27 protein-coding genes and 1 rRNA gene are annotated in these 22,297 nt (G+C 43.1%); 11 read left to right on the forward strand and 17 right to left on the reverse strand.

Annotated elements, in window-relative coordinates; genetic code table 11:
- Together BLR93_RS12975 and BLR93_RS12980 are read right to left on the reverse strand one after the other, a co-directional pair.
- Window positions 1-260, reverse strand: a 16S ribosomal RNA gene (locus BLR93_RS12975); the annotation flags it as partial.
- 338 nt (window positions 261-598) lie between these two features.
- A complete protein-coding gene (locus BLR93_RS12980) occupies window positions 599-1,471 on the reverse strand; it encodes a nucleotidyltransferase-like protein (RefSeq protein ID WP_093215330.1) in 873 nt (290 codons plus the stop codon).
- Between the two features lie 125 nt (window positions 1,472-1,596).
- On the opposite strand from BLR93_RS12980, the gene BLR93_RS12985 reads away from it, so the two are divergent.
- A complete protein-coding gene (locus BLR93_RS12985) occupies window positions 1,597-1,983 on the forward strand; it encodes a YgzB family protein (protein WP_093215332.1) in 387 nt (128 codons plus the stop codon).
- Between the two features lie 108 nt (window positions 1,984-2,091).
- On the opposite strand, the gene perR is transcribed toward BLR93_RS12985, so the two are convergent.
- The 8 genes from perR to BLR93_RS13020 form a co-directional block, all read right to left on the reverse strand.
- On the reverse strand, window positions 2,092-2,535 hold the full coding sequence (gene perR, locus BLR93_RS12990) for a peroxide-responsive transcriptional repressor PerR (RefSeq protein ID WP_093215335.1): 444 nt from the start codon (window positions 2,533-2,535) through the stop codon (window positions 2,092-2,094).
- A complete protein-coding gene (locus tag BLR93_RS18090; RefSeq protein ID WP_175559357.1) occupies window positions 2,522-2,683 on the reverse strand; it encodes a hypothetical protein in 162 nt (53 codons plus the stop codon). The genes perR and BLR93_RS18090 overlap by 14 nt, the downstream gene beginning before the upstream one ends.
- A 47-nt stretch (window positions 2,684-2,730) precedes the next feature.
- Complete coding sequence (locus BLR93_RS12995; protein ID WP_093215338.1) at window positions 2,731-3,288, reverse strand: cob(I)yrinic acid a,c-diamide adenosyltransferase; 558 nt, start codon at window positions 3,286-3,288, stop codon at window positions 2,731-2,733.
- A 1-nt stretch (window position 3,289) separates the two neighbouring features.
- Complete coding sequence (locus tag BLR93_RS13000) at window positions 3,290-4,246, reverse strand: D-2-hydroxyacid dehydrogenase (RefSeq protein WP_093215341.1); 957 nt, start codon at window positions 4,244-4,246, stop codon at window positions 3,290-3,292.
- Window positions 4,247-4,500: 254 nt separating this feature from the next.
- Entirely contained in the window at window positions 4,501-5,610 is a 1,110-nt protein-coding gene (locus BLR93_RS13005) for an aminopeptidase (RefSeq protein ID WP_093215344.1), read from the reverse strand.
- A gap of 161 nt (window positions 5,611-5,771) precedes the next feature.
- Window positions 5,772-6,239, reverse strand: a complete 468-nt coding sequence (bcp, locus tag BLR93_RS13010; RefSeq protein ID WP_093215347.1) for a thioredoxin-dependent thiol peroxidase — start codon at window positions 6,237-6,239, stop codon at window positions 5,772-5,774.
- A gap of 111 nt (window positions 6,240-6,350) precedes the next feature.
- Complete coding sequence (locus BLR93_RS13015) at window positions 6,351-6,767, reverse strand: potassium channel family protein (protein ID WP_093215350.1); 417 nt, start codon at window positions 6,765-6,767, stop codon at window positions 6,351-6,353.
- An 80-nt stretch (window positions 6,768-6,847) separates the two neighbouring features.
- Entirely contained in the window at window positions 6,848-7,291 is a 444-nt protein-coding gene (locus BLR93_RS13020; protein ID WP_093215819.1) for a potassium channel family protein, read from the reverse strand.
- 251 nt (window positions 7,292-7,542) lie between these two features.
- Here BLR93_RS13020 and BLR93_RS13025 point away from each other — a divergent pair, with 251 nt between their 5' ends.
- The 3 genes from BLR93_RS13025 (at window position 7,543) to BLR93_RS13035 (ending at window position 10,705) form a co-directional block, all read left to right on the forward strand.
- Window positions 7,543-8,838 carry a glutamate-1-semialdehyde 2,1-aminomutase gene (locus BLR93_RS13025; RefSeq protein WP_093215353.1) on the forward strand — a complete coding sequence of 432 codons (1,296 nt, stop codon included), beginning with the start codon at window positions 7,543-7,545 and terminating at the stop codon, window positions 8,836-8,838.
- A 176-nt stretch (window positions 8,839-9,014) separates the two neighbouring features.
- Window positions 9,015-9,260 carry a hypothetical protein gene (locus tag BLR93_RS13030; RefSeq protein ID WP_245690156.1) on the forward strand — a complete coding sequence of 82 codons (246 nt, stop codon included), beginning with the start codon at window positions 9,015-9,017 and terminating at the stop codon, window positions 9,258-9,260.
- A 383-nt stretch (window positions 9,261-9,643) separates the two neighbouring features.
- Window positions 9,644-10,705 carry an FUSC family protein gene (locus tag BLR93_RS13035; RefSeq protein ID WP_093215359.1) on the forward strand — a complete coding sequence of 354 codons (1,062 nt, stop codon included), beginning with the start codon at window positions 9,644-9,646 and terminating at the stop codon, window positions 10,703-10,705.
- Between the two features lie 380 nt (window positions 10,706-11,085).
- On the opposite strand, the gene BLR93_RS13040 is transcribed toward BLR93_RS13035, so the two are convergent.
- From BLR93_RS13040 to mutY, 4 genes are all read right to left on the reverse strand, one after another.
- Window positions 11,086-12,858, reverse strand: a complete 1,773-nt coding sequence (locus BLR93_RS13040) for an ABC transporter ATP-binding protein (protein WP_093215822.1) — start codon at window positions 12,856-12,858, stop codon at window positions 11,086-11,088.
- Window positions 12,859-13,039: 181 nt separating this feature from the next.
- Window positions 13,040-13,567, reverse strand: a complete 528-nt coding sequence (gene ntdP / locus BLR93_RS13045; RefSeq protein WP_093215824.1) for a nucleoside tri-diphosphate phosphatase — start codon at window positions 13,565-13,567, stop codon at window positions 13,040-13,042.
- A 182-nt stretch (window positions 13,568-13,749) separates the two neighbouring features.
- Window positions 13,750-14,016 carry a gamma-type small acid-soluble spore protein gene (locus BLR93_RS13050; RefSeq protein WP_093215362.1) on the reverse strand — a complete coding sequence of 89 codons (267 nt, stop codon included), beginning with the start codon at window positions 14,014-14,016 and terminating at the stop codon, window positions 13,750-13,752.
- A gap of 153 nt (window positions 14,017-14,169) precedes the next feature.
- Window positions 14,170-15,252, reverse strand: a complete 1,083-nt coding sequence (gene mutY, locus BLR93_RS13055; RefSeq protein WP_093215365.1) for an A/G-specific adenine glycosylase — start codon at window positions 15,250-15,252, stop codon at window positions 14,170-14,172.
- Window positions 15,253-15,441: 189 nt separating this feature from the next.
- Between mutY and BLR93_RS13060 the strand changes: the two genes are divergently transcribed.
- Window positions 15,442-16,437, forward strand: a complete 996-nt coding sequence (locus BLR93_RS13060; RefSeq protein ID WP_093215368.1) for a metal-dependent hydrolase — start codon at window positions 15,442-15,444, stop codon at window positions 16,435-16,437.
- A gap of 61 nt (window positions 16,438-16,498) precedes the next feature.
- On the opposite strand, the gene BLR93_RS13065 is transcribed toward BLR93_RS13060, so the two are convergent.
- Window positions 16,499-16,765 (reverse strand): YfhJ family protein, encoded by a 267-nt coding sequence (locus tag BLR93_RS13065; RefSeq protein WP_093215371.1) that lies wholly within the window; start codon window positions 16,763-16,765, stop codon window positions 16,499-16,501.
- A 235-nt stretch (window positions 16,766-17,000) separates the two neighbouring features.
- Between BLR93_RS13065 and sspK the strand changes: the two genes are divergently transcribed.
- Both sspK and BLR93_RS13075 read left to right on the forward strand, forming a co-directional pair.
- Window positions 17,001-17,141, forward strand: coding sequence for a small acid-soluble spore protein K (gene sspK, locus BLR93_RS13070; RefSeq protein WP_093215374.1), 141 nt, complete (start codon window positions 17,001-17,003; stop codon window positions 17,139-17,141).
- 18 nt (window positions 17,142-17,159) lie between these two features.
- Window positions 17,160-17,312 (forward strand): YpzG family protein, encoded by a 153-nt coding sequence (locus BLR93_RS13075; RefSeq protein ID WP_093215376.1) that lies wholly within the window; start codon window positions 17,160-17,162, stop codon window positions 17,310-17,312.
- A gap of 47 nt (window positions 17,313-17,359) precedes the next feature.
- Here the strand turns inward: BLR93_RS13075 and BLR93_RS13080 are convergent, their stop codons facing one another.
- Window positions 17,360-17,689 carry a YfhH family protein gene (locus BLR93_RS13080; protein ID WP_093215379.1) on the reverse strand — a complete coding sequence of 110 codons (330 nt, stop codon included), beginning with the start codon at window positions 17,687-17,689 and terminating at the stop codon, window positions 17,360-17,362.
- Window positions 17,690-17,824: 135 nt separating this feature from the next.
- Here BLR93_RS13080 and BLR93_RS13085 point away from each other — a divergent pair, with 135 nt between their 5' ends.
- Window positions 17,825-18,484, forward strand: coding sequence for an SDR family NAD(P)-dependent oxidoreductase (locus BLR93_RS13085; RefSeq protein ID WP_093215382.1), 660 nt, complete (start codon window positions 17,825-17,827; stop codon window positions 18,482-18,484).
- Between the two features lie 137 nt (window positions 18,485-18,621).
- A complete protein-coding gene (locus BLR93_RS13090; RefSeq protein ID WP_093215385.1) occupies window positions 18,622-19,413 on the forward strand; it encodes an HAD family hydrolase in 792 nt (263 codons plus the stop codon).
- Window positions 19,414-19,482: 69 nt separating this feature from the next.
- On the opposite strand, the gene recX is transcribed toward BLR93_RS13090, so the two are convergent.
- The gene (gene recX, locus BLR93_RS13095) at window positions 19,483-20,298 is read right to left on the reverse strand and encodes a recombination regulator RecX (protein ID WP_342720571.1); all 816 of its coding nucleotides are present in this window, start codon (window positions 20,296-20,298) and stop codon (window positions 19,483-19,485) included.
- A gap of 134 nt (window positions 20,299-20,432) precedes the next feature.
- Here recX and BLR93_RS13100 point away from each other — a divergent pair, with 134 nt between their 5' ends.
- On the forward strand, window positions 20,433-21,335 hold the full coding sequence (locus tag BLR93_RS13100; RefSeq protein WP_093215391.1) for a TIGR01777 family oxidoreductase: 903 nt from the start codon (window positions 20,433-20,435) through the stop codon (window positions 21,333-21,335).
- 397 nt (window positions 21,336-21,732) lie between these two features.
- Window positions 21,733-22,284, forward strand: coding sequence for a GNAT family N-acetyltransferase (locus tag BLR93_RS13105; RefSeq protein WP_093215393.1), 552 nt, complete (start codon window positions 21,733-21,735; stop codon window positions 22,282-22,284).
- Window positions 22,285-22,297: the final 13 nt, after the last annotated feature.

Consider the following 22,297-nt stretch of genomic DNA (forward strand, 5'->3'; position numbering starts at 1 on the left):
CGGGCCCATCTGTAAGTGACAGCTCCGAAAAGCCGCCTTTCAACTTCTCTTCATGCGAAGAAAAGTATTACCCGGTATTAGCCCCGGTTTCCCGGGGTTATCCCAGTCTTACAGGCAGGTTGCCCACGTGTTACTCACCCGTCCGCCGCTCGTTCCACAGCTTTCACCCCGAAGGGATCCGGCTGCTTCACGCGCTCGACTTGCATGTATTAGGCACGCCGCCAGCGTTCGTCCTGAGCCAAGATCAAACTCTCCATAAAATATGAGCTTGCTTGCTCGTTCAAAAAACTAGCTTGTTTCTTACTTGACATACTGGTTGTTTTGTTCAGTTTTCAAAGATCAAATTGTTGCGTCCGCCGTTTTTGGCGACTTAATTACTATAACATGATGAGATTAGTAAGTCAATGACTTTTTTTCTCTCAAAATGTTTTGTTTTTGATGTCCTGCCGAAGCGACGTCTAATAATATACCATGCAGGCGAGAGAGAGTCAACACATTTCGTAAAAAAATTACAAGCCCGGAAAAGAGTCTGTATAACACTGCTCTTTCGCCTTCCTGTACCCGTCTGGATACAAGCACGGTTATTAGCTTATCATATTTAAGAAGTTATTGCTTTATATTTTCGATGATAAATGTTCTTTCCTTTAGTCTCCACCTGAACCGCTTCGATGATACCCTTCTCTGTTAAATACTCGACCATCGAACCTAGATCGAAGGCATATGCCTCGATCTCCGGATGAACCTTCAGTTCACCGAAGGTCCAGGCCTCTTGTTTCCTATTCATTATTTCTAATAGATGTGCTGAACAGGACTTTGCCCGTGTGCTGATGGCAAATTCCAAAGCGAGCAGCATTAACTCCACACGCTTATCAATTGGTTCGACACTGTTGATTAATTCCTCATAAAGTTTATAAACTTCGATATCGATCCGTTTCACATGGTTCCATACCACCACTTCCGGATGGTAGCCTTTTTCGATAATAGCCAGCCTTGCTAAATAATGAAGGGAACGGACAATTCTACTATATGCATCTAAATACTGTTCTGTTTGAAATAAGTCTTTCGTTTCTCCATAGCTTCTTATCAGCTTGGCAAATTCGAGTGCCATTTTAAATTCACGCTTCTCCTGCGGGAAACTGCTTAACTCTTCTTTAAGGTTGGCGATGTATTCATTACGGTCAAATACAATACGCCCGTTGATGACCCACTCTACAGCCCGACGGTAGGTGCTAGTATCTATCCAGTAATGTAATAACTCTTCATCGACAATGTGCATGGCTGCCTTTTTTCCATCAAACTGATAATGTTTTACATACCAGGCCTGCTCTACATCGCGGCCAATGACTAAAAGAATCACATCAAAATTATCCGTAACCGGGCTGACCGGCTTGTTCTTTTCTATTATTAATATACCTAATGTATTTGATTGACTTGCTCTTTCCTGGTAAATCGGTCGTAATAAGTCCTTCATGATATTCCTCCATAAATGAGAATAGAAACTAATTCGATAAATTCTCGAAAAATCCTTTTTAAGGGGATAAGTTTTCCGATGAATTTATGCTATACTACCCTGTGTAGAGTTAAGGAGGGAAAGCTTTGGCTTTAAATTATACGAGTAAAATAAATAAAATCCGCACCTTTGCCTTAAGTTTAATCTTTATCGGTTTTGGCGTTATGTACTTAGGTATCTTGACTAAAAAAATCGAATGGCTGATGGCTGTCTTTTTCATACTAGGCTTATTATGTATCATATTTAGCACGGTCGTTTATTTCTGGATAGGGATGTTATCCACCAGAGCCCGGCAGATCATCTGTCCTTCATGTGATAAACCAACAAAGATAATTGGCCGGGTCGATGCCTGCATGCACTGTAAACAGCCATTGACTGTCGATAAAAATCTGGAAGGTAAAGAATTTGACGAGCGATATAATTCCAAGGATTATCGTAAGGCTCTAAAGGAAGAAACACAAAAACCGGAATAATCAACAAAGAGGCTTGTCCCGATATACATGAATGGGACAGCCTCTTTTTTTGTTTTAAAAAAAACAAAAAACCCTTTCCGCAAGAAGGATAAGGGTTTTTAGCATATATTAATGCTGTGGTGTTTTCTTGCAATCTTCACAGACTCCGTAAATCTCCATCCGATGATGGCTTACGTCAAAGCCTGTAACTTTCTCCGCCAGTGATTCCACCTCGTCAAGGCTAGGGTAGTGGAAATCGACAATTTTTCCGCAAGCGTCGCAAATAATATGGTAGTGGTCCGACGTATTGCAATCAAACCGGCTGGAAGAATCGCCGTATGTTAACTCCCTGACTAAGCCAATTTCCCGGAAAACCCGGAGGTTATTATATACGGTAGCAACACTCATGTTGGGGAATTTTCCTTCAAGCGCTTTGTATATATCATCAGCGGTGGGATGGATCTCTGCATTCAATAAATACTCTAGTACCGCATGACGCTGTGGTGTTATTCTTACGCCTGAGTTTTTCAGCCTACCGACAGCTTCTTGAAGTTGGACTTCAGACACCGTCATGCACCTCGCTTTCACTAACTGATTTCGCTGCTAAATCATTCCGTAGTTTTGCTTGTTCGCCAGCTTCATTCATTGCTGCATATCTGGATTGGAATTTCTCTATCAACATTATTAGTTTATAATTCTTATAATTAGTGTAACCGCTCATCAAACACTCTGTCAATAAAAGTATATTAGCAACCAAGCTAACTTAGACTATACATCAGCTTTCAGCGGCAGTTCTTCTCCCCCCGTTTTGAGGTTGGCATACCTTGCTGCCACAAATAAAAAATCGGAAAGTCTGTTTAAATAAGAAATAACTCGTTCGTTTGGCAGTTCGTCCTGAAGCGCTACAGCTAGCCTTTCTGCTCTTCTGACAACTGTTCTGGCGGCATGCAGGCCTGCCGCTGCCGGAGTGCCAGACGGAAGGATGAAATTTTTCAAAGCGGGAAGCTGTTCATCCCATTCATCAATCTGGGTTTCTAATTCGTTTATGTGGTCATCTGTTAATTTCCAGGTAACCTCTTTTTCCTTTGGTGTTGCCAGTTCTGCTCCGACGTGAAACAGAATCGTTTGGATACGGTGCATGCCCGCAAGGAAACGGTCGCTTTCCGGCCAGTCACTTTTGGATAAATGGCTCACTGCCAGTCCGATCAACGAATTGGCCTCATCACATGTCCCATATGCTTCTACCCTTACATCGTTTTTGGCTACTCTTGTCCCATAAATCAAAGATGTCTTCCCTTTATCGCCCGATCTTGTATAAATCCTCACCTTAGTACCCCCTATCCAAATCAATATGGTTGATTAGCTGCTTACTGCCGCTTAAATACTTTTCCAGGTTTTCTTCAAATATATCCATTGCCCTTGGCAAATATTCCGGTGATGCACCAGAAACATGCGGCGTGACAGTTACCTTTTCATGGTCCCAAAGCGGATGGTCCTCGGGGAGCGGCTCCTGCTCAAAAACATCGAGGACTGCATGGGAGATTTGCCGATCATCCAGCGCTTTAATAATTGTCTCACCTGCTACCGCATCGCCTCTGCCCATGTTGAGAAAAATGGCGGACTCCGGCATTCTTTCAAAGTGTTCATACCGGAAAAAACCCTTTGTCTCCTCTGTGCTCGGCAATACCGAGATAACAAAGTCAGCATTTGCCAGAACAGACGGAAAATCCTTTTGTGTGTACATTTCATCAAAGTTGGCTTTGGCCGTTCCGGTCGTTGAAATGCCCATTGTTTTCATACGAAAGGCTTTAGCAAGCCTTGCCACTTCCTGGCCAATCGCTCCTGCTCCGACAATTACCATTGTCTTACTGGTGATTTCCTGAAGACCTGCCCTTTCACCACGCGCCCACTGGTGGTTTCGCTGGCAGTCGAGGAATAAGGCGGCATTTCGCGAGACTTGCAGGATCATCGAGATGGCGTATTCTGCCATCGGTATTTTGTGAATTCCGCGGGAATTAGTGACGAGTATTCGTTTCCGCTTAATTTCTTCAAATGGCATCTCATCCATCCCGGCCGATAACACCATGATCCATTTTAATTGTTCGGCCTCGTCAATCAGCGTATCTGTTAAATCCTCCCCATACGTTAATAAGACTTCAGCCTTGCTGAGCAGCGGCCGCGCTTCCTCGATATCATTACAAAAGTGAAAATCGTAGGTTGGATAATTCGCTTGCAGATGTTTACGGATATCCTCCGGAAGCGGAGCGGATGATAAAATGATCATAAGCTTTTCCTCCTAAGCAGCGTTATTATAAGTATATGATAAACCTTTACCCTTTTTATAAGAAAGGAAAAAGCAGCGGCCAGCAATCTCTGAGGGCAAAAAAAGAGCGCAAGGCGGTTCCCTGCGCTCCAATTTCATATATTATAGGGGAGGTTTCAGAATATAGTACAATATATGCCTCCACAATTTCCTTGTATAGCGGGTTTGCCTACATTCTGAAAAATAACGTGTAAAAACTGAACTGCCTGCAACACTTACCTTAATTGTTCAGGGTTTAATCCTTTCAGTTCCTCGAGGACAAACTCACCGTCCTTGCGAATCAACACGTCATCGAAATAGATTTCTCCCCCGCCATATTCAGGCCGCTGGATCAGCACCATATCCCAATGGACAGAAGATTCATTGCCATTAGGCGCTTCCTCGTAGGCTTCCCCAGGCGTAAAATGTAAGCTCCCGGCGATTTTTTCATCAAACAGAATATCACCCATTGGCTCGGTAATTTTCGGATTCAGCCCTAAAGCAAATTCTCCGATAAATCTGGCCCCGTCATCTGTATCGAGTATTTTATTCAATTCCTCTGTTTTATCTGCTGTCGCTTTGACTATTTTTCCATTTTCAAAGGTTAAGCAGACATTGTGGAAGGTTACCCCGCGGTATGGGCAGGGGGTATTATAGGTAATGGTCCCGTTGACGCTGTCTTTAACAGGTGCTGTGTAAACCTCCCCGTCCGGAATGTTTCGCTCTCCAAAACACATAACCGCCGGGATATCTTTAATCGAAAAGTACAAATCAGTTCCTTCTCCGGTAATCCGTACCTTGTCCGTTTTATTCATTAACTCTTTTAGCGGCTGCTGCGCTTTTTCCATGTGCTTGTAATCAACCGTACATACATCGATCAAATAATCATAAAAGCTGTCATAGCTCTTGCCCGCTTTTTGGGCGGCGCCTTTTGTCGGATAGTTTAACAGCACCCATTTCTTATGATCAATCAAGTAGTCAATCGAAGGTTTGGTAACGCGGCCTGTCAGCTCCCATTTTTCCGCAGCAATTTCGCCAAACTCTGCATCGTTTTCTTCTCCAACGATTTGGATAAAAGCATCAAGATCCTTGAAACGTTCCAAGTCCCATTTATTCTGGAGCGTTAATTGCTGCTCGGTTATCTCCTTCACTTGTAACCTTCTTAATTCATCATCAACTATTTCCACATATGGCAATGCTCCCAGTTGATAAGCTTGTTTAATCAATTCTTTGATTAACGGCTTTGCAATGGTGTTTCCGGTAATTAACACCTTTTCCTTTTCTTTGATTGTTAACGAATGTGAAAGCAGTACATCTGCCAGTTCGGTAAGCCTTGGATCTCTCATCGTTCCCCTCCTCATTGTCTATATACTTCTTCGCTATGTAGGACGTCGTTTCCTCCATCCACAGGAGAAAACAGACTGCAGACGGAGATGATTGCCAGACTGAAGGACGAGAATACCCTCCAAATCGGCAATATAAAAAAAGGGCTGTCAGACAAGCCCTTTTAACTTAGGTTTTCTTTAATATAGTTTAGCGCATCTTCGACATGGCCATTGACCTTCACTTTACGGTATTCCTTTTGCAGAACACCCTGTTTATCAATGATGAACGTCGATCGTTCAATTCCCATGTATTCCTTGCCAAAGTTCTTTTTTAACTTCCATACGCCATAATCTTCTGCCACTTGATGATCTTCATCGACCAACAGCAGGAAGGGCAGGTCATATTTATCCTGGAACTTCTTGTGGCTTTCCTCTGAATCTGGACTTACTCCCAGGATGACAGCATCGACGTCAGCAAAGCTTTCATGGCTGTCGCGGAAATCACATGCTTCCGTGGTACAACCTGGTGTATTGTCCTTCGGATAAAAATACAGCACGACATTTTTCCCCTTATAATCGGAAAGCTGTACCGTTTCCCCGTTATTCGCCTTCAATTTGAAATTTGGAGCTTGTTTCCCTGTTTCGACCATCCTTTATACCTCCTCAAATACTCAGCAAAAAGCACCTGTGATAATGTTATTTTTCCTATATTGTCTGTCCCTATAAGAATAGCCGACTTACCGGAAAGATACAAACGATTGTCACGATTCGTCTTTGTTATCACTTGATCCACTAAGTGCCTTCAAGAAATAGGCGGTGGGCAGTAGTACGCCGATGGCAGCTTCAATCAGGGAAAAGAAGCGGGCATTGCCGAGTGGCACCATATCACCGTAACCGACAGAAAGAATGGTCACCCCGCTATAATAGAGATAGTTTAAAAAATCATGCCTGACCGGCTCGCTTCCATTGGGGTCTGAGACAGCGAGAACCGGGCCGTTTGCTGCAAGTAGATAATACAAGAAGGCAAAACCAACGGTGAATATCAGCAGAACGAAAAACAGCTTATAAAACAGGACACTGCTGAAGTAGCTTTGTTTAAATGATTTGTTTGCGAAAAAATAATAAAGGTTGGCTATCAAAAACAGTATGATTATTCCGATTAACACTTGTGATAACATTGCCTAATTCCTCCAATACCAGTGTTTCCTATACCCGGTACCTTGGAGAATTATGCATCGATTTTATTAATTAGCGGCAATTAACGAATGCCTTTCATTTTATCGGTTATCTTTTTCTGCTGTTTATCCTCCATCGATGATTGCCATACTTTCAGAAAAAAAGCTGCCGGAAGAATATAGCCGATCAGCGCCTCCAGCAATGCAAGCACCCTTCCTAAACCAATCGGAACAATGTCTCCATAGCCGACAGTCATCAAGGTGACACCACTGAAGTAAAGCGCATGTGCCAGTGATTCCAGCGGACCAACATTGGAAAGCGAATCACCTTCCATTAAAATGATACCATTAAAGGATAAAACAAAATACAGCATGGCAAAGCCTATGGTAACTGCAACATATAAAACGATTAGCGTATAAAATACTTCAACCGAAAAATGGCTTCGCTTATACGACTGATGACGAAAAAACGAATATAGACTTCCGGCAATCAGCCAGGTGATCAACGCTAGTATGATCATTGTCATTAGCAAAATATCCCGCCTATCTTTATTCTTCAGCTCTTGTACTGCTTCATTTCTATTCTTGTTTTCCTTTTTGGACAAACCGCTATTGTATTTCTTTATTCAAGTCCCCGGCCGATTATTACTAAACCGTCCTTTCCTATGCTTCACAAGCTGCCGAAAGGCAAACTTGTCACAATTCCTTCCTTCTGATTTGTTGCTTGTTTTTCTTTGTTGGTATAATAGGGATTGATTATAATGATGGAGGTTATTCAATGAATATATCGAATTCCGAACAATTACATAAACAAGCCCAGCAGCATATTGTTGGCGGTGTTAACTCTCCTTCCCGCGCTTATAAAGGGGTAGGCGGCGGAACACCGATTTATATGGAGCGCGGGCAAGGAGCATATTTTTGGGATGTAGACGGCAACAAGTATATTGATTTTCTCGCTGCCTACGGGCCGATTATTACCGGCCATGCCCATCCCCATATTACAGAGGCAATTACAAAAGCTGCTCACAATGGTGTCTTATATGGCACCCCTACTGCTCTGGAAAACAAGTTTGCTAAGATGCTAAAGGATGCTATTCCTTCTTTGGAAAAAGTGCGCTTTGTTAATTCTGGCACAGAGGCTGTCATGACGACCATTCGAGTAGCCCGTGCTTATACAAAACGGAACAAGATTATCAAATTTGCCGGCTGCTACCACGGACACTCTGATCCAGTGCTCGTTCAGGCAGGTTCGGGACCGGCAACACTCGGCACACCGGATTCCGCTGGTGTTCCCCAGGCAATCGCCCAGGATGTAATCACCGTTCCTTTCAATGATATCGATGCTTACAAAGAAGCGATCAGCCAGTGGGGCGACGAAGTAGCCGCCGTGTTAGTCGAACCGATCGTAGGCAACTTCGGCATAGTGGAACCGAAGCCCGGGTTTTTAGAACAAGTCAATGAACTGACCCACGGTGCAGGTGCGCTTGTCATTTATGATGAAGTGATTACTGCCTTCCGTTTTACTTATGGAAGTGCCCAGCAAATATTGAACATCGAACCAGATATGACGGCAATGGGCAAAATCATCGGCGGCGGACTGCCGATTGGAGCCTATGGCGGCAGAAAAGATATTATGGAGCAAGTCGCTCCGCTCGGGCCAGCCTATCAAGCCGGTACAATGGCAGGAAATCCAGCTTCGATGTCAGCAGGCATTGCTTGTTTGGAAGTATTGAACCAGGAGGGCGTCTATCAAAGGATGGATAGACTCGGTGCAAAACTGGAACAAGGCATTCTTGCATACGCACGTGAATATGGCCTGCCAGTCACGATCAACCGGCTTATCGGAGCGTTAACAGTCTACTTCAGCGAGCGAGAAGTCGAGAACTATCAGGATGCCGAAAACACAGATGGAGAGATGTTTGCCAAGTTCTTCAAGCTGATACTGCAGGAAGGAATCAACTTAGCCCCATCAAAGTATGAAGCCTGGTTCCTGACAACAGAACATAGCGAAGCAGATATCGATCAAACACTGGATGCTGTCAAAAAAGCTTTTGCAGCTATGAGCCAGCAATAAATTTGTGAACCGGGAGCCTCTTCATTGGGCTCCCTTTTATAAAAGTAGCATCCGTTTCGCCAGCTTTCACTGTCACCAGTTTTCTTTAAGAGGAAGGAAGTTGCCTGTAAATGAAAATCCATTTAATGCTTTTTATAACATCTGTAAAACAATCCAAAGATGTCCAGGAGGTTATGATGAAAACAGTGGAATCAGCTATTCGGCCTATGAAAGGAGATATATTGGATGATCCAGGCTTTCATTCAAAATTTCACAACGGATACGAAGTAGCAAAAGTGACCATTAGTTATGCTTCAGATACAATCTGGGTTTCTTTGGCTCCACTTGCAATAGAGTTGGAGGAAATCTCCGTTGAAACGTATATTCAACATCTGAAAGCACACGATTGGCGGATTGTTTCTAAGGAAGAATTACAACGTTAGTAACGACCGGAGTTGTTATTGGAAAGATTAGGGATAAAATGAGCGTTGACATTTCACTCTTGCGGACCGCTGACCGCCTGTTTATTTTTATGCAATATTGTGAATATTTAATTGAATAACCACAACGGATGTGGTAAAATGAAGATGAAAATTTTTTAAATTTTCGTGCTTTTTGTCAGTTTGTTTGACTTCCCTTCCAAAGCATGAAACATTTGGGGCCAATGTCTAACCAGCATTGGCCTCCTTTTTTTATGTAAAGGACTTTTTCTCCCCAGCAATAGGTTTAATAATTTGCGAAGATGATAATAGAATAGTTATATATCCTACAAACTATTTTCCTGCTGCGATATACTTAGTTAAGGTGCAGGCAGAGGAGGAAAATTATGAAACTTGGGGCAAGAATGTTGAAAACCGGTTTGGCGGTAGCCATATCTTTATACATAGCGACAATGGCCGGCCTTCCTTCACCAATTTTTGCTGGAATTGCTGCAGTATTTGCCATCCAGCCATCCATTTACCGCTCCCTTCAATCTATTTTAGAGCAAATCCAAGCCAACATCATCGGTGCACTTACAGCAATCATTGTTGTTATCACTTTGGGAAATGACCCTTTTGTCATCGGCTTTACCACCGTCCTGGTGATTGGTATCTGCATGAAGCTGCAAATGAATGAAACAACCATGCTGTTAGCCGCAGTAGCCGTTATCGCCATCATGGAAACTACTGAAATGGAGTTTATCACCTTTGCTTTTATGCGCTTTTCGTCACTATCATTAGGTATTCTCGCTGCTTTTGTCGTCAACCTGTTTTTTCTTCCGCCAAAATACGAAACAAAGCTGTTTCAGCGGATCGACCGCACTACCTCTGATATATTGCAATGGCTGCGGGTCACTACCAGGCACTTATCAGACGAGCCGGCATTAAAAGGAGAAATCGCCAGAATCCAGGATGAAATCAGGTATATCGACCAAACGTACCTCCTCTACTCCGAGGAACGGACATACTTAAAGAAGAATAAATACGCTAAAGCAAGAAAGTTGATTGTATTCCGCCAACTCATAGCCACTACGAAAAAGTCGTTTGATGTTTTGAAAGCCTTCTATCAGCTGGATGAAAAAATCGAAAGCATCCCTAAAAATTTTCAAGACGTATTAGTCGAGGAACTAGACAAGGTAATCCATTCCCATGAAAAACTAATTTTAAGTTCGATGGGGAGAATCCGCAAAGGGCATAAAGAAACATTGCGGCTTATTTATGAACCGGATTTTATCAAGCTCGTCGAAACGCTTATCCATGTGTACCAGGAAGAAGAAGAGGAACGATTGATCTTCCTTCCGCTTGCTTCCCAGCTGATGGAGTACCATCGGGAATTGAAACACCTGCTAAGATTATTAAAAAGCTACCAGCAATACCATCAGTCCGAGCAGTTTAAAATTACCAGATAGAACAAAACAGGCTGTCGAGAAAGTCTCGGCAGCCTGTTTTTTCTAGTCTGTTTTCTAAATGTCGATTACTTTGTAGTGGAAGTTTTCACATATGCCCAACGGTCTAGGATTGGCATTATATCGAGACAGCTGCCTGTCGGAGCATGAAGGCTTTCTCCATTTTGAGCTGCTCCATGGGAGGAGTACCGCGAGACTCCTGCGGAAAAACGGGTGACCCGAGACCCCACAGGGTGGGTTTCGCGAGGAGGCTCGGGCGTTCGTCCCGCGGAAAGCGAGCGGCATTCTCGCCCACGACGATAGAATAAAAAAACTAAAAGTTACTCTACAAGCAGAGGCTGTGAAATTGATTCACAGACTGTTTTTATTTAAGCATTAACTCGTCATGTGCCAAGGTATTCGGTTTTTGAATCATCGAGCTGCTGGACTTGGTAGAGGTTATAATAATTGCCTTTCAGGCTCATTAATTCACGATGGGAACCTTCTTCTTTAATCTCACCGCTTTCTATTAATACTATCCTGTCTGCATGGGTAATCGTCGACAGTCGATGGGCAACAATAAACGTAGTCCGGTTCGATGCCAGCTTTTCCAGCGCTTCCTGGATTAGGTGTTCACTTTCCAAATCCAGGGCAGATGTTGCTTCATCCAATATGAGCAATGGCGGATTTTTTAAAAACACTCTGGCAATGGCAATGCGCTGTTTTTGCCCTCCGGATAATTTAACACCGCGCTCGCCGACCATCGTATCGTATCCATGTGTAAGGCCCGTAATGAAACCATGGGCGTTTGCCGCTTTAGCAGCTTCGATAACTTCTTCATCGCTGGCATATGGGTTGCCCATCCGGATATTCATCGCGATTGATTCACTAAATAAAATATTATCCTGGAGAACCATGCCGATTTTGTCTCTCAATGAGCGGGCTTTGACGTCTCGTATATCGGTACCATCGATTTTAATGCTTCCGTCTGTTACATCATAAAATCTTGGGATTAAGCTTATTAATGTCGACTTGCCACCGCCGCTCATTCCGACAAAGGCGATCGTCTCCCCTTGTTTGACGTTTAACGACACGTTATTAAGCACCATCGAATCATCATCGTCATACCTGAAGCTGACTTTATCAATCGATACGTCCCCTTTGACTTCCTGAAGGTTTTTGGCTTTCTCATCATCAACGATATCGTATTCTTCATCCAAAAATTCAAACACACGATCCATCGAAGCGATCGACTGAACTAAAACAGTTGAAGAGCTAATCAGACGCCTTAGCGGACTGTACACTCTATCCATATAGCCGACAAAGGCAGCCATTGTTCCGATTGTCAGTCCTCCGGTAATAGCAAAATAACCGGCAAAAGCAACAACAAGCAATGGAGCCAAATCGGTGATCGTATTGGTGACAGCAAACGTTTTGGCGTTCCAGGACGTATGCTGGATCGCTTTATCGAGGAAGTTGGCATTTTGCTGATCAAATTGGTCCTGTTCATAATCCTCCAGAGCAAAGCTCCTTGTTACCGGCATTCCCTGCACCCGTTCATGCAGGTGGCCCTGGACTTGGGCAAGCGCCTGGGAGCGATCACGCGTCAGGCTGCGCAGCCGTCCGTAAAATAGCTTGACCGCAAACCCGTACAAAGGGAAGAGTGCAATTGATACCAGTGTTAACCAAACGTTCATAGAAAGCATGATAGCTATTGCAATCAGAATCGTAATCATATCCAGCCAAATATTCATCAAGCCGGTCATCACGAAGTTCTTGGTTTGTTCCACATCGTGGATCACCCGTGATATAATTTCTCCTGTTTTTGTTTGTGAATAAAATCGAAGGCTTAGCTTTTGAATGTGGTCAAATAATTTATCCCTTATATCGTATAAGATATTATTTCCTGTCCATTGCGCCAAATACTGGCGGAAATACTCCACCGGCGGACGAACCACAAGAAATATGACAAACGCTCCGCCCATCAGCCATAATAACTCGGAAATCTTTTCCGCATTCGTCATCCCATCGGCGGAAATAATATTATCGATCACATATTTCACAATTAACGGCATTAATAATGGTATTCCAAATTTAATGATTCCGATTAAAACCGTCCATAGTATTTTCCATTTATATGGCCGAACAAAATCCATATACCTTTTAATGCTGTCCAAGATGTCCACCTCTCTTTCTAATCTAGCTGCATTTATTTTTTTATGTTGCCTCCATCTTGGCATAAAAAACTTCCTGTCCGAATTACACAGGCGAAAAAGGCTATGCAGGAACAATAAAAACCTTGCCGCCCGATCGGAGACAAGGGTCTTTTATCGTGATAAGTTGATTGCAGATACAGCTTTATCGATATGTTAAATACCTTTCATACCATTGATCTACAAATTCTGGAGCAAAGGGACCTTTCCTTTGTCTGATCCAATGAATTAAATATTCGACATGATTCCATAAAATCCGGTCAACCACTTTCGGGTAGTTCATCGCCTGTTTATGCTGCTCGTATTCATCTTCATCCAATAAGGTAAAAGTCATGTCCGGATACACTTTAATATCTAAATCATAATCAATATATTTCAGTGCCTCGTTGTCAAAAACAAAAGGCGAACTAATATTGCAGTAATAATAGATTCCGTCATTCCGCAGCATGCCAATCACATTGAACCAATATTTTGAATGAAAGTAGCAGATCGCAGGCTCTCTGGTTATCCACGTTCTTCCATCGCTTTCTGTGACCAAGGTTCTATCATTAGCTCCTATCACTATGTTTCGCGTGCCCTTTAAAACCGTACTGCTTTCCCAAACGCGATGGAGCTGGCCATTGTGTTTATAGCTTTGTATTTGCATTCTCGAGCCAGGTTGTGGGCCAGCCATCCTATCTTCCTTTCTTTGATTAAAGTTTTTATTATTTACTATATCAATTATAACGATTATGAAATCTAAATGGAAATGATAGACTGCAGCTGATTCCCCCAGAAAATAATACACCAATAGAAAAAGGAGCTCTCCACGGATTAGGAGAGCTCCTTCTGTCTGAAAAATTCGGGGGTAGAAAGTTATTTCTTTTTAGCTTGAGACTTTTGGTTTTGTTTTCTTACTTGTTGAGCATCAGTCTCAGAAGCGAATTCAGCGCCAAATTGCTGCTGGCCTGCTTGGCCTGCTTGCTGTCCGCCGCGTGCAGCTCTTTGGTTTTGCTTTTTCACTTGCTGGGCGTCAGTCTCAGAAGCAAATTCTGCACCAAACTGTTGGCCTTGTGCAGCCTGTTGGTTTTGTTGTCTAACTTTTTGAGCGTTAGTTTGGTTTGGTTGGTTTTTATTAGCCATCTCATATCACCTCCGCACCAATTAATTTCTCCAATCAGCGCGAAGTTATCCAATAAAACAGCACAAGAAAATTATCCATGCCAACCATATGTTACCAATGAGGAATAAAATCATCGAATTTATCTTAAAATAACTAAGCAGAGTTTCACCTGGTCATCTTGCATGTTTAAGCATTTTCTGGTGGGACACCGGAAACGGATAATCTTTTAATTCCTGCGATGGGACAAATTTGCTTTGCGATGTGCGTAAGCTGCCTTCTTCAACGGTTGCTTCCATGACAGTCACATCCCAAATCAGGTGGGAAAACACATGTTTAATATCGTCTACTTTCCCGTTAATAGTAATTTTCAGGCCATATACCTGTTCAAACCAGCCGGCAGCATGCTCCTCGTCTGTTTCAGCGAACGGTGCCATCGGAAACTGCCATAGATTGGCCAGCAGCCCTTTTTCCGGCCTTTGCTCTATTAAGTATCGGCCTGTTTGATCTTTGACTATAAAAGCAAAGTATTCCACCTTTTTCTGCTTTTTTGACTTACTCTTTATTGGCAAATCCTGCTGGACTCCCTCCGCATATGCCTTGCAATGCTGCCGGACCGGACAAAGCAGACAGGAGGGCGAGCTTGGCGTACAGATCAATGCGCCAAGTTCCATTAAGCCCTGGTTGAATGCCGACGGATTGTTTGGGGAGATAATCTCCTGGACACATTCTTCAAATATGCGTCTCGTTTTCTGCTTGGCAATGTCTTCATCAATCATAAGTACCCGGGACAAGACACGCATCACATTTCCATCTACTGCCGGTTCGGGCTGGTCGTAAGCAATGCTGAGGATAGCCCCTTTTGTATAAGGCCCGACACCTTTTAAAGAGCCCAGTGCTTTGGGATCTTCCGGAACTTTACTGTCATAGGAAGCAGCGACTTCTTTAACGGCAGTTTGTAAATTCCGTGCACGGGAATAGTAACCTAGACCTTCCCAGGCTTTCAATACATCCTGTTCTTCGGCAGCAGCTAAGTCATTCAGCGTTGGGAATCTTTCAATAAACCGTGCGAAATAAGGAATAACCGTATCAACTTTAGTTTGTTGCAGCATGATTTCGGAAACCCAGATTTTGTATGGGTCTTTATCTTCCCGCCATGGAAGCTGGCGTTGTTCTTTGTTAAACCATGAAATTAAATCGGCCTGGAAGCTGTCCTTATTAAAATTGTATATTAATTTAGATACTTGCTCATTTTTCACAATCGATCATCCTTCGTGGTACAATTATGATACTGTGCGTAAAACGATAATCCTTATTGCTTCCCCGGCTGGCAGCTGGAAGAAGCATTGGTTTCATATATTTGCATGTTTACCGGCCAATCAGGCCAAATCAATTAAACTCAACCTAGAAGTACTGCACTTCAGTAAATAAAAGGAGGGCCATTTTAGATGGATACTGGAACCCACATTGTCATGGGGGTTGCGCTAGGTGGCCTAGCTACTCTAGATCCCGTTGTGCAAAGTGATCCTGCTTTATATAGCGCCGTTATGCTCGGAACAATTGTAGGTTCACAAGCACCAGATTCTGACACTGTTTTAAAATTACGAAACAATGCTGTTTATATAAGACATCACCGCGGAGTCACCCATTCTGTTCCGGCCGTTATCTTTTGGGGAATTGCTATCGCAAGCCTGATTTACGCGTTTAGCCCGGAAGTCAATTTCCTTCATTTATGGCTTTGGACTTTTTTGGCAGTGATCATCCACGTATTAGTTGATGTCTTTAATGCTTACGGCACCCAGGCATACCGGCCATTCACTCAAAGGTGGGTTGCATACGGGTTTATCAATACGTTTGACCCTTATATTTTTGTCATGCACATCATCGGCATTGTTGCCTGGGTGCTTGGGGCTGAACCAGGGTACACCTGGCTTCTGATTTACTTTGTGATTTTCCTTTATTACATCAAACGGTATATCGATAAAAGGGAAATCGTAAAAAAAGTAAAACACCATATTTCGAACGTGGAACAAATAGCAACATCGCCAACGTTGAAGCAAAACATATGGCGGATTGCCATCACCACAGAGAATCGTTACTTTGTAGGCAGGGTTGAAAACGGCCATGTCGAAATTGTCGACGAATTTGAAAAGCAGCCGCTGCCCGAGGACAATATTACGGAAATTGCTCTACAGGATAAAAACATTTCCGCATTTCTTTCCTTTTCACCGGTTTACCGGTGGGAAATCAACTACTTTGATGACTTTACCGAAGTACGGTTCATTGACTTAAGGTACAGGTCCAAGGGGCATTACCCTTTTGTCGCGGTTGTCCAAATTGATGACAATCACCGGATCATGACATCTTATACAGGCTGGATTTTTTCCGAGAAAAAACTGCAGCGCAAGCTTGTGATTGAGGATTCACCATCCCCATTTTCCTAAACAACAGCATGAAAAAAATTTAAGGCTTGGTGTTTTAACAGCACCAGCCTTTATTTATGTTCTATTGAAGATTATTTTTTTTATCAAACATACGTTTATATTTCGGGTTATTTTCAATGAAGTCATGGAGATCGGGACCGTAATGGTCAATCCAGCGGATAACCACCTGTTCTGTTACATCTTTTCCCTCATAGGGCTGGCCAGCTTTGGCCCGTGTTGCATCGAAATCCTCCCACAACAACTCTACCCACGTCCGCGCTTCCTCCAGCGATAACTGCTCATTCTTTTCATATAAGCGTTCTGCTAAACGTTCGAATCTATCCTGCATCCTGTCACCCTTTACCGAAAAATCACGGCCATTCATGCCGCTCCGGTAATTATTGTACCACATAACCAGCAAACAAAAGCAAAAACTAAAGAAGACATCCGCTACGATCTGTGGCTGTTACTTCTGCAGTCCAGCGTATCGGATGCGCCCGCACATTGCGGGTAGTCCAGAACTCCATGCTTCGGTTTAAAAAACGCGTCACGTACAAACAATCGTGGAATGGGAGGTCATGTGAATGCGTAATAAAGAAATCGGTTTTACGGATAAACGAATGGATGGCAAGCCTCGTGCCAAAGCTCGCTTTAGCCCGAAACGGGCAGATGGATCGATTAATACTAGACCTCAAGCCAGAATGAAAAATTCTTCATCCCGTTAACTTTGAGGAGGCGTTGTTGTGTCCAGACATAAACCGTATTTCAATAATCTTTATCAAGATCCGTTTCAATCCCCGCGCGCCAATCCCAAACGCGCCAGCCAGCAAGTGAATGGCGAAACTAGAAAGAGCCAGAAGGATATTATCATGGACGTCCTAAAGAAAAAAGGATAATTATAGAAACAGTCCCTGCGTGTAAACAAAAGCAGGGACTGTTTTTATTATAATTTTTTGCCCAAAATAGAAATTGGCACGGCTTCCTGTTTTTCCAGTGTCTGTCCTAGCAAATTCACTCGGTTCCCCCAGGCAAAGACCCCATTGATATAATTAATTTTAAAGGTATGGCCCGGATCCTGTGCTAATTCATAGGTTTCCCCTTTTTGGAAATCCTCCGGGTTTAACGTGTAAGCAATGGCCATTTGAATTTTTCTCTCATAAATCGCATATTCACTGACATTGCCCAATTGCTCTGCTTTCTGGGCTTTTTCCTTCAATGCCGCTACTTCCTGCCGCAATTCTTCAACGGTGTACTCGCTATATCTTTTTTCCATTATTAAAACTCCCCCTGGGTGCCTTTTCAGTTATTCTGCCGAACCTTGTAACAATCCTATTTTACATTTTACCAACAATTAGCCACAATAGAAATATCAAACCATAGAAATATAGTGACCTAGGAGGGGCTAACCATGGGAGTAGTTGCCATAACAGGAGCTGGAAGCGGATTGGGAAGGGCGCTCGCACATAAGTATAGAGCAGCAGGAAATACTATTTATTTATTAGGAAGGGATGAGCAAAAGCTGCTGCTCGTCCAAAATGAAATCCGCAGCAGCGGCGGAAGTGCAGAAACAGTCGCCTGCGATATTACCGAGCCTGCTTCAGTCTCGATTGCTTTTGAACAATTTGACCAGCTTGATCTGCTGATAAACAATGCAGGGATGGGAATTTTCGGTGCCTTATCTACTTACTCACCTGACGAAATTGACCAAGTGATCGATACTAATATCAAAGGAACGATTCACGTCACTCAATACGCCTTGCCATTGCTCGAACAAAGCAATGGGCGAATCATTAACATTATTTCTACTGCAGGGCTTAGAGGCAAAACCAATGAGTCCGTCTATTGTGCCAGCAAGTTTGCTGTAAGAGGCTTTACCGAAAGCCTGCAAAAGGAATGGGAAAGTAAATCCGTCTCCATTACTGCGGCATACATGGGTGGAATGAACACGCCATTTTGGGAAAACAGCGAACATGTAAGCAATCCGGAAAATTTCCCTTCACCTGATCAGGCAGCCGAACAAATATTCAACCAGGACGACAGACGCACTGAGATCCACATTGAAAAATAGCGAACCATCGTTCAGCAGCTTGCAAACCGCAGTTTCCGTTACAGGCCCGTTATTATTCCAGCCATCTACTGCCTATTTTATTGAGATAATAAATTTGAAATAGACCAAACAACACATCATAAAAAAGGGGCTTATGTATGCTCAAATTATTTGTCACAGATTTAGACGGAACGCTTTTAGGAGAAAATAATCATATCCTGCAGGAGGATATCGATGCGATTGACTCTTTAATCCAGCAAGGAGTAGATTTCACGGTCGCCTCCGGCCGAATGGATCGAGATATTCTGGAAGTATTAAAGCAAATAGGGCAAACCGGACATCGAGTCAGCCAAAATGGCGGCTTTGTCCACCATAACGAAGAAGGACTCATTCATACACAAACATTTGCCAAGGATTTAAGCACTCAGCTTCACAAGGCCATTGCAAAACAATCTGCCGTTTATTCTGTTTCTACAGCTGATGAAGTCTATGTAGCAGAGAAAACAGATGAAATAGCGGCCTTTGAACATCTGCTGTATTTCCCTGTCAAAGAGGAGAGCAATTTAACCGAATATTACGGAAAGACGATTTTCCCTTCCAAATTCACGCTCCACGGAGAAACAGAGCAAATAATAAAAATAAAAGAAGAAATAACTGAACAGTTCGGACCGCAAATGGAAAGCTACTTATCGGATGTCCATTGTGTCGACTTTGTCCCTAAAGGGATAAGCAAAGCATTGGGTCTTCAGCATCTGATTGAAAAGCTTCATGTCACAGCGGAAGAAATCGCGGTTATCGGGGATTCATTCAATGACATCCCAATGCTTGAAATGACTCCGCACAGCTATGCGATGTCAACAGCACACCCAGATGTACAAAAAACGGCATCTCACGTCGTTGACCATGTCCATCTGGCAATTGCCGATTTAAAACAGCGAGGTATCTACTGATCCTTTCAATTGGTGAGGTAAAAAAAGAAAGCCTGGCCCATGAATAGGCAGCCTGGCTTTCTTCTTTCTTTATTCGACATACTCCTCAATAAACCGGTCGATATGTTCAAAGCTGAACCCTTTTCTGTATAATCCGGCTTTTATCTTATGTTTGAGGGCTGGCCCCTTTTCTTTTAAGGAAAATTTCCTTAATAGCTTTTCACCTTGATAAACAACAGCTTCCCACTCGTTGTCTTCATCCTTTTCATCATTGATTTCTGAAAGGACGTCCTTAATCACATCGTTGGTAAAACCTTTTTGCATCAGGGTTTGCTGAAGACTTTGCACCTGCTGCCTGAAAGATTTTGTTCCGTTGCTTTTTAATTTCTTTTCCACCCATTTGGCTGCTTTATCATATTGATCCTCATATGAATACAGTTGAACTGCCTCCTCTGCTGTTATAAGGGGGACACCCTTTTCCAGCAATTCTTTTTTGACTAACAACGGGCCTTTGCTTGTTGTGTTTTTTCTCGTCCTCACTAATGAAGCAGCAAATTCCTTATCGTTCAAAAAGCCTTCGTTCTCCAATCGTGCCACAACGACAGGCACTTGGTCAGGCTCTACTTCTTTTTTCACTAAATAATCGTGGATTTCCTTCTTGGATCTCATTCGATAGCTTAAGTAGTTCAATGCAAGGGTAAAGGACTTATGGATATTATCTTTCTGGATAAGTGCTTCGATGGTGGACTCATCCAGATCAAGGCCTTTACGCAGATGGAATTCGATGAGAATATCTTCATCCACACTAAAGCCATATGTTTCTTTGTTGTTCCTGTCCAGGAAGATATTGTAGCGGCTCTTGCTTTTCTTTTGTGTGGTTATTCGTGTTATTTTTGCCAAGATCACTCACCCCCCTTTATTGTAGCACGAATATTCTATAGCAAAGAAAAGAAAAAACACTGCCAAATAAACAGGTATTTAGCTAGTTATCAGGAATACCCATAATAGGTACCATCCATTGATAAATGAGGAGGCATAAAATGAAGATTGCTATTACAGGCGGAACTGGCTTTGTCGGCAATTATTTAGCAGAACGGCTTGCGGCCGGAAACCATCACACCTACATTTTGACGAGAAGTCCTGAAAAGCACACCAATACCGATTTTGTTACCTATATCGGCTGGCTGCATGAAGGTACAGCTCCAGAAAAAGAACTCCCCGCGTTGGACGCTGTCGTCAATCTTGCAGGCGACTCGATTTTTGGCTATTGGACGGAAGAAAAAAAACAACGAATCATGAACAGCCGACTGCATGCAACGGAACAGCTGATCGACTTAATTAGAAAAATGGACAAAAAACCCCGCGTACTAATAAATGGATCAGCGATTGGCTACTATGGCACATCCTGCACACAATCGTTTACAGAATTAACAGATCAACCTGGCAGTGACTTTCTTGCACAAGTGGCTGTCAACTGGGAAAACAAGGCCAGGGAAGCAGAACAACTCGGTGTACGAACTGTTCTCGCCAGATTTGGGCTGATCCTCGGCAAAGAGGGCGCCTTGCCATTGATGGCCCTTCCATTCAAGTTAATGGCCGGCGGAAAAGTGGGCACAGGGGAACAATGGGTATCCTGGGTGCATATTAAAGATGTAGCCGAAATGATTATATTCGCGATGGATAATGAAGAAATCAGCGGCCCGGTGAATGTTACTGCCCCTCATCCCCAAAGGAACAAGGATTTCAGCAAGACATTGGCTAACATTTTGCACAGACCCTGCTGGCTGCCCGTACCAGAAATCGCGATGAAGGCTGCGCTTGGCGATATGAGCAGCTTAATCCTGCAAGGGCAATCGGTGTTGCCTGCAACCGCACAAACCTATGGCTATGATTTCCATTATCCTAATCTGGCAGAGGCATTGCGGGAAATTTACCCCGATTGATGAATTGTTTTTCGATTAATCTTATTTGGATTAACCCGCTTTTTCTCAGGAGGGGCATGTCGAAATTTCGGTCAAAACTTTTGTTCCTTTTTCGAGCATTTTTGTGTAATATATTCTTGTAAATAATCCTGCCGCTATAAGGGTTAGCGCTGTTTCCCCCAAGGGGTTTCAGCTGGACAAAGTGGCAGGAAATTTCTATACAATGAAGGAAAAAACATAAACAGTTCCAAAAAAAGAAAATGGGAAGGCAAATGGTGCGCCACCAGTTGATCTGGTTCTAGTGGGTTCGATTCCCACCCCGAATTTTTGTTGGTCGTTGATAAAAATTCGAGGGTGAGGCCGTCACTAGGATTCCTAGTGTGAATTTCATCCTCTCCAAAACAGGAGGGATTTTTTTATGTTGAAAAAACGTGATTTGTACGAAGTACCTCAACTATATGAATTAATGGCGCATCCGGAGGTCCTCCCTTTTATCCGCCATAAAGCCTTTTCAACTGATGAACTTTACTTCCAAACCAAACAGATGATGGAACAGGAAGAACGTGGTCTGCTGATATCACGGACGATTTTGAATGAATACCAGCACCCAATCGGAACGATTAATCTATTCGACATCCAGGATAACAAAGGGTTTTTAGCTACATGGATTGGTCAGCCCTATTTTGGGAAAGGGTACAATAAGCATGCCAAAGAACAATTCCTTGAAGAATTGTTTTTAATAAGTGGCATAGAAGCAGTTTTTATCAAAATCAGGAATAACAACCTCCGCTCATTAAAAGCTGCCTTAAAGCTGCCTTACATGATTGCTGCACGACCTTTATATCCGGAAACATACAATGCAGTCAACCAGGAATCGCCTGTTTATGAATTATTTGTGATTAGCAAGGAGCAATACTTCCTCTACAAACAACTTACCGGAGCTACCGGCGATGGAGAGGCCGTAGTATAAATAGGATTGGAAA

Origin of the sequence: Sediminibacillus albus, from assembly GCF_900101125.1 — a bacterium.
Classification (GTDB): Bacteria; Bacillota; Bacilli; order Bacillales; family Amphibacillaceae; genus Sediminibacillus; species Sediminibacillus albus.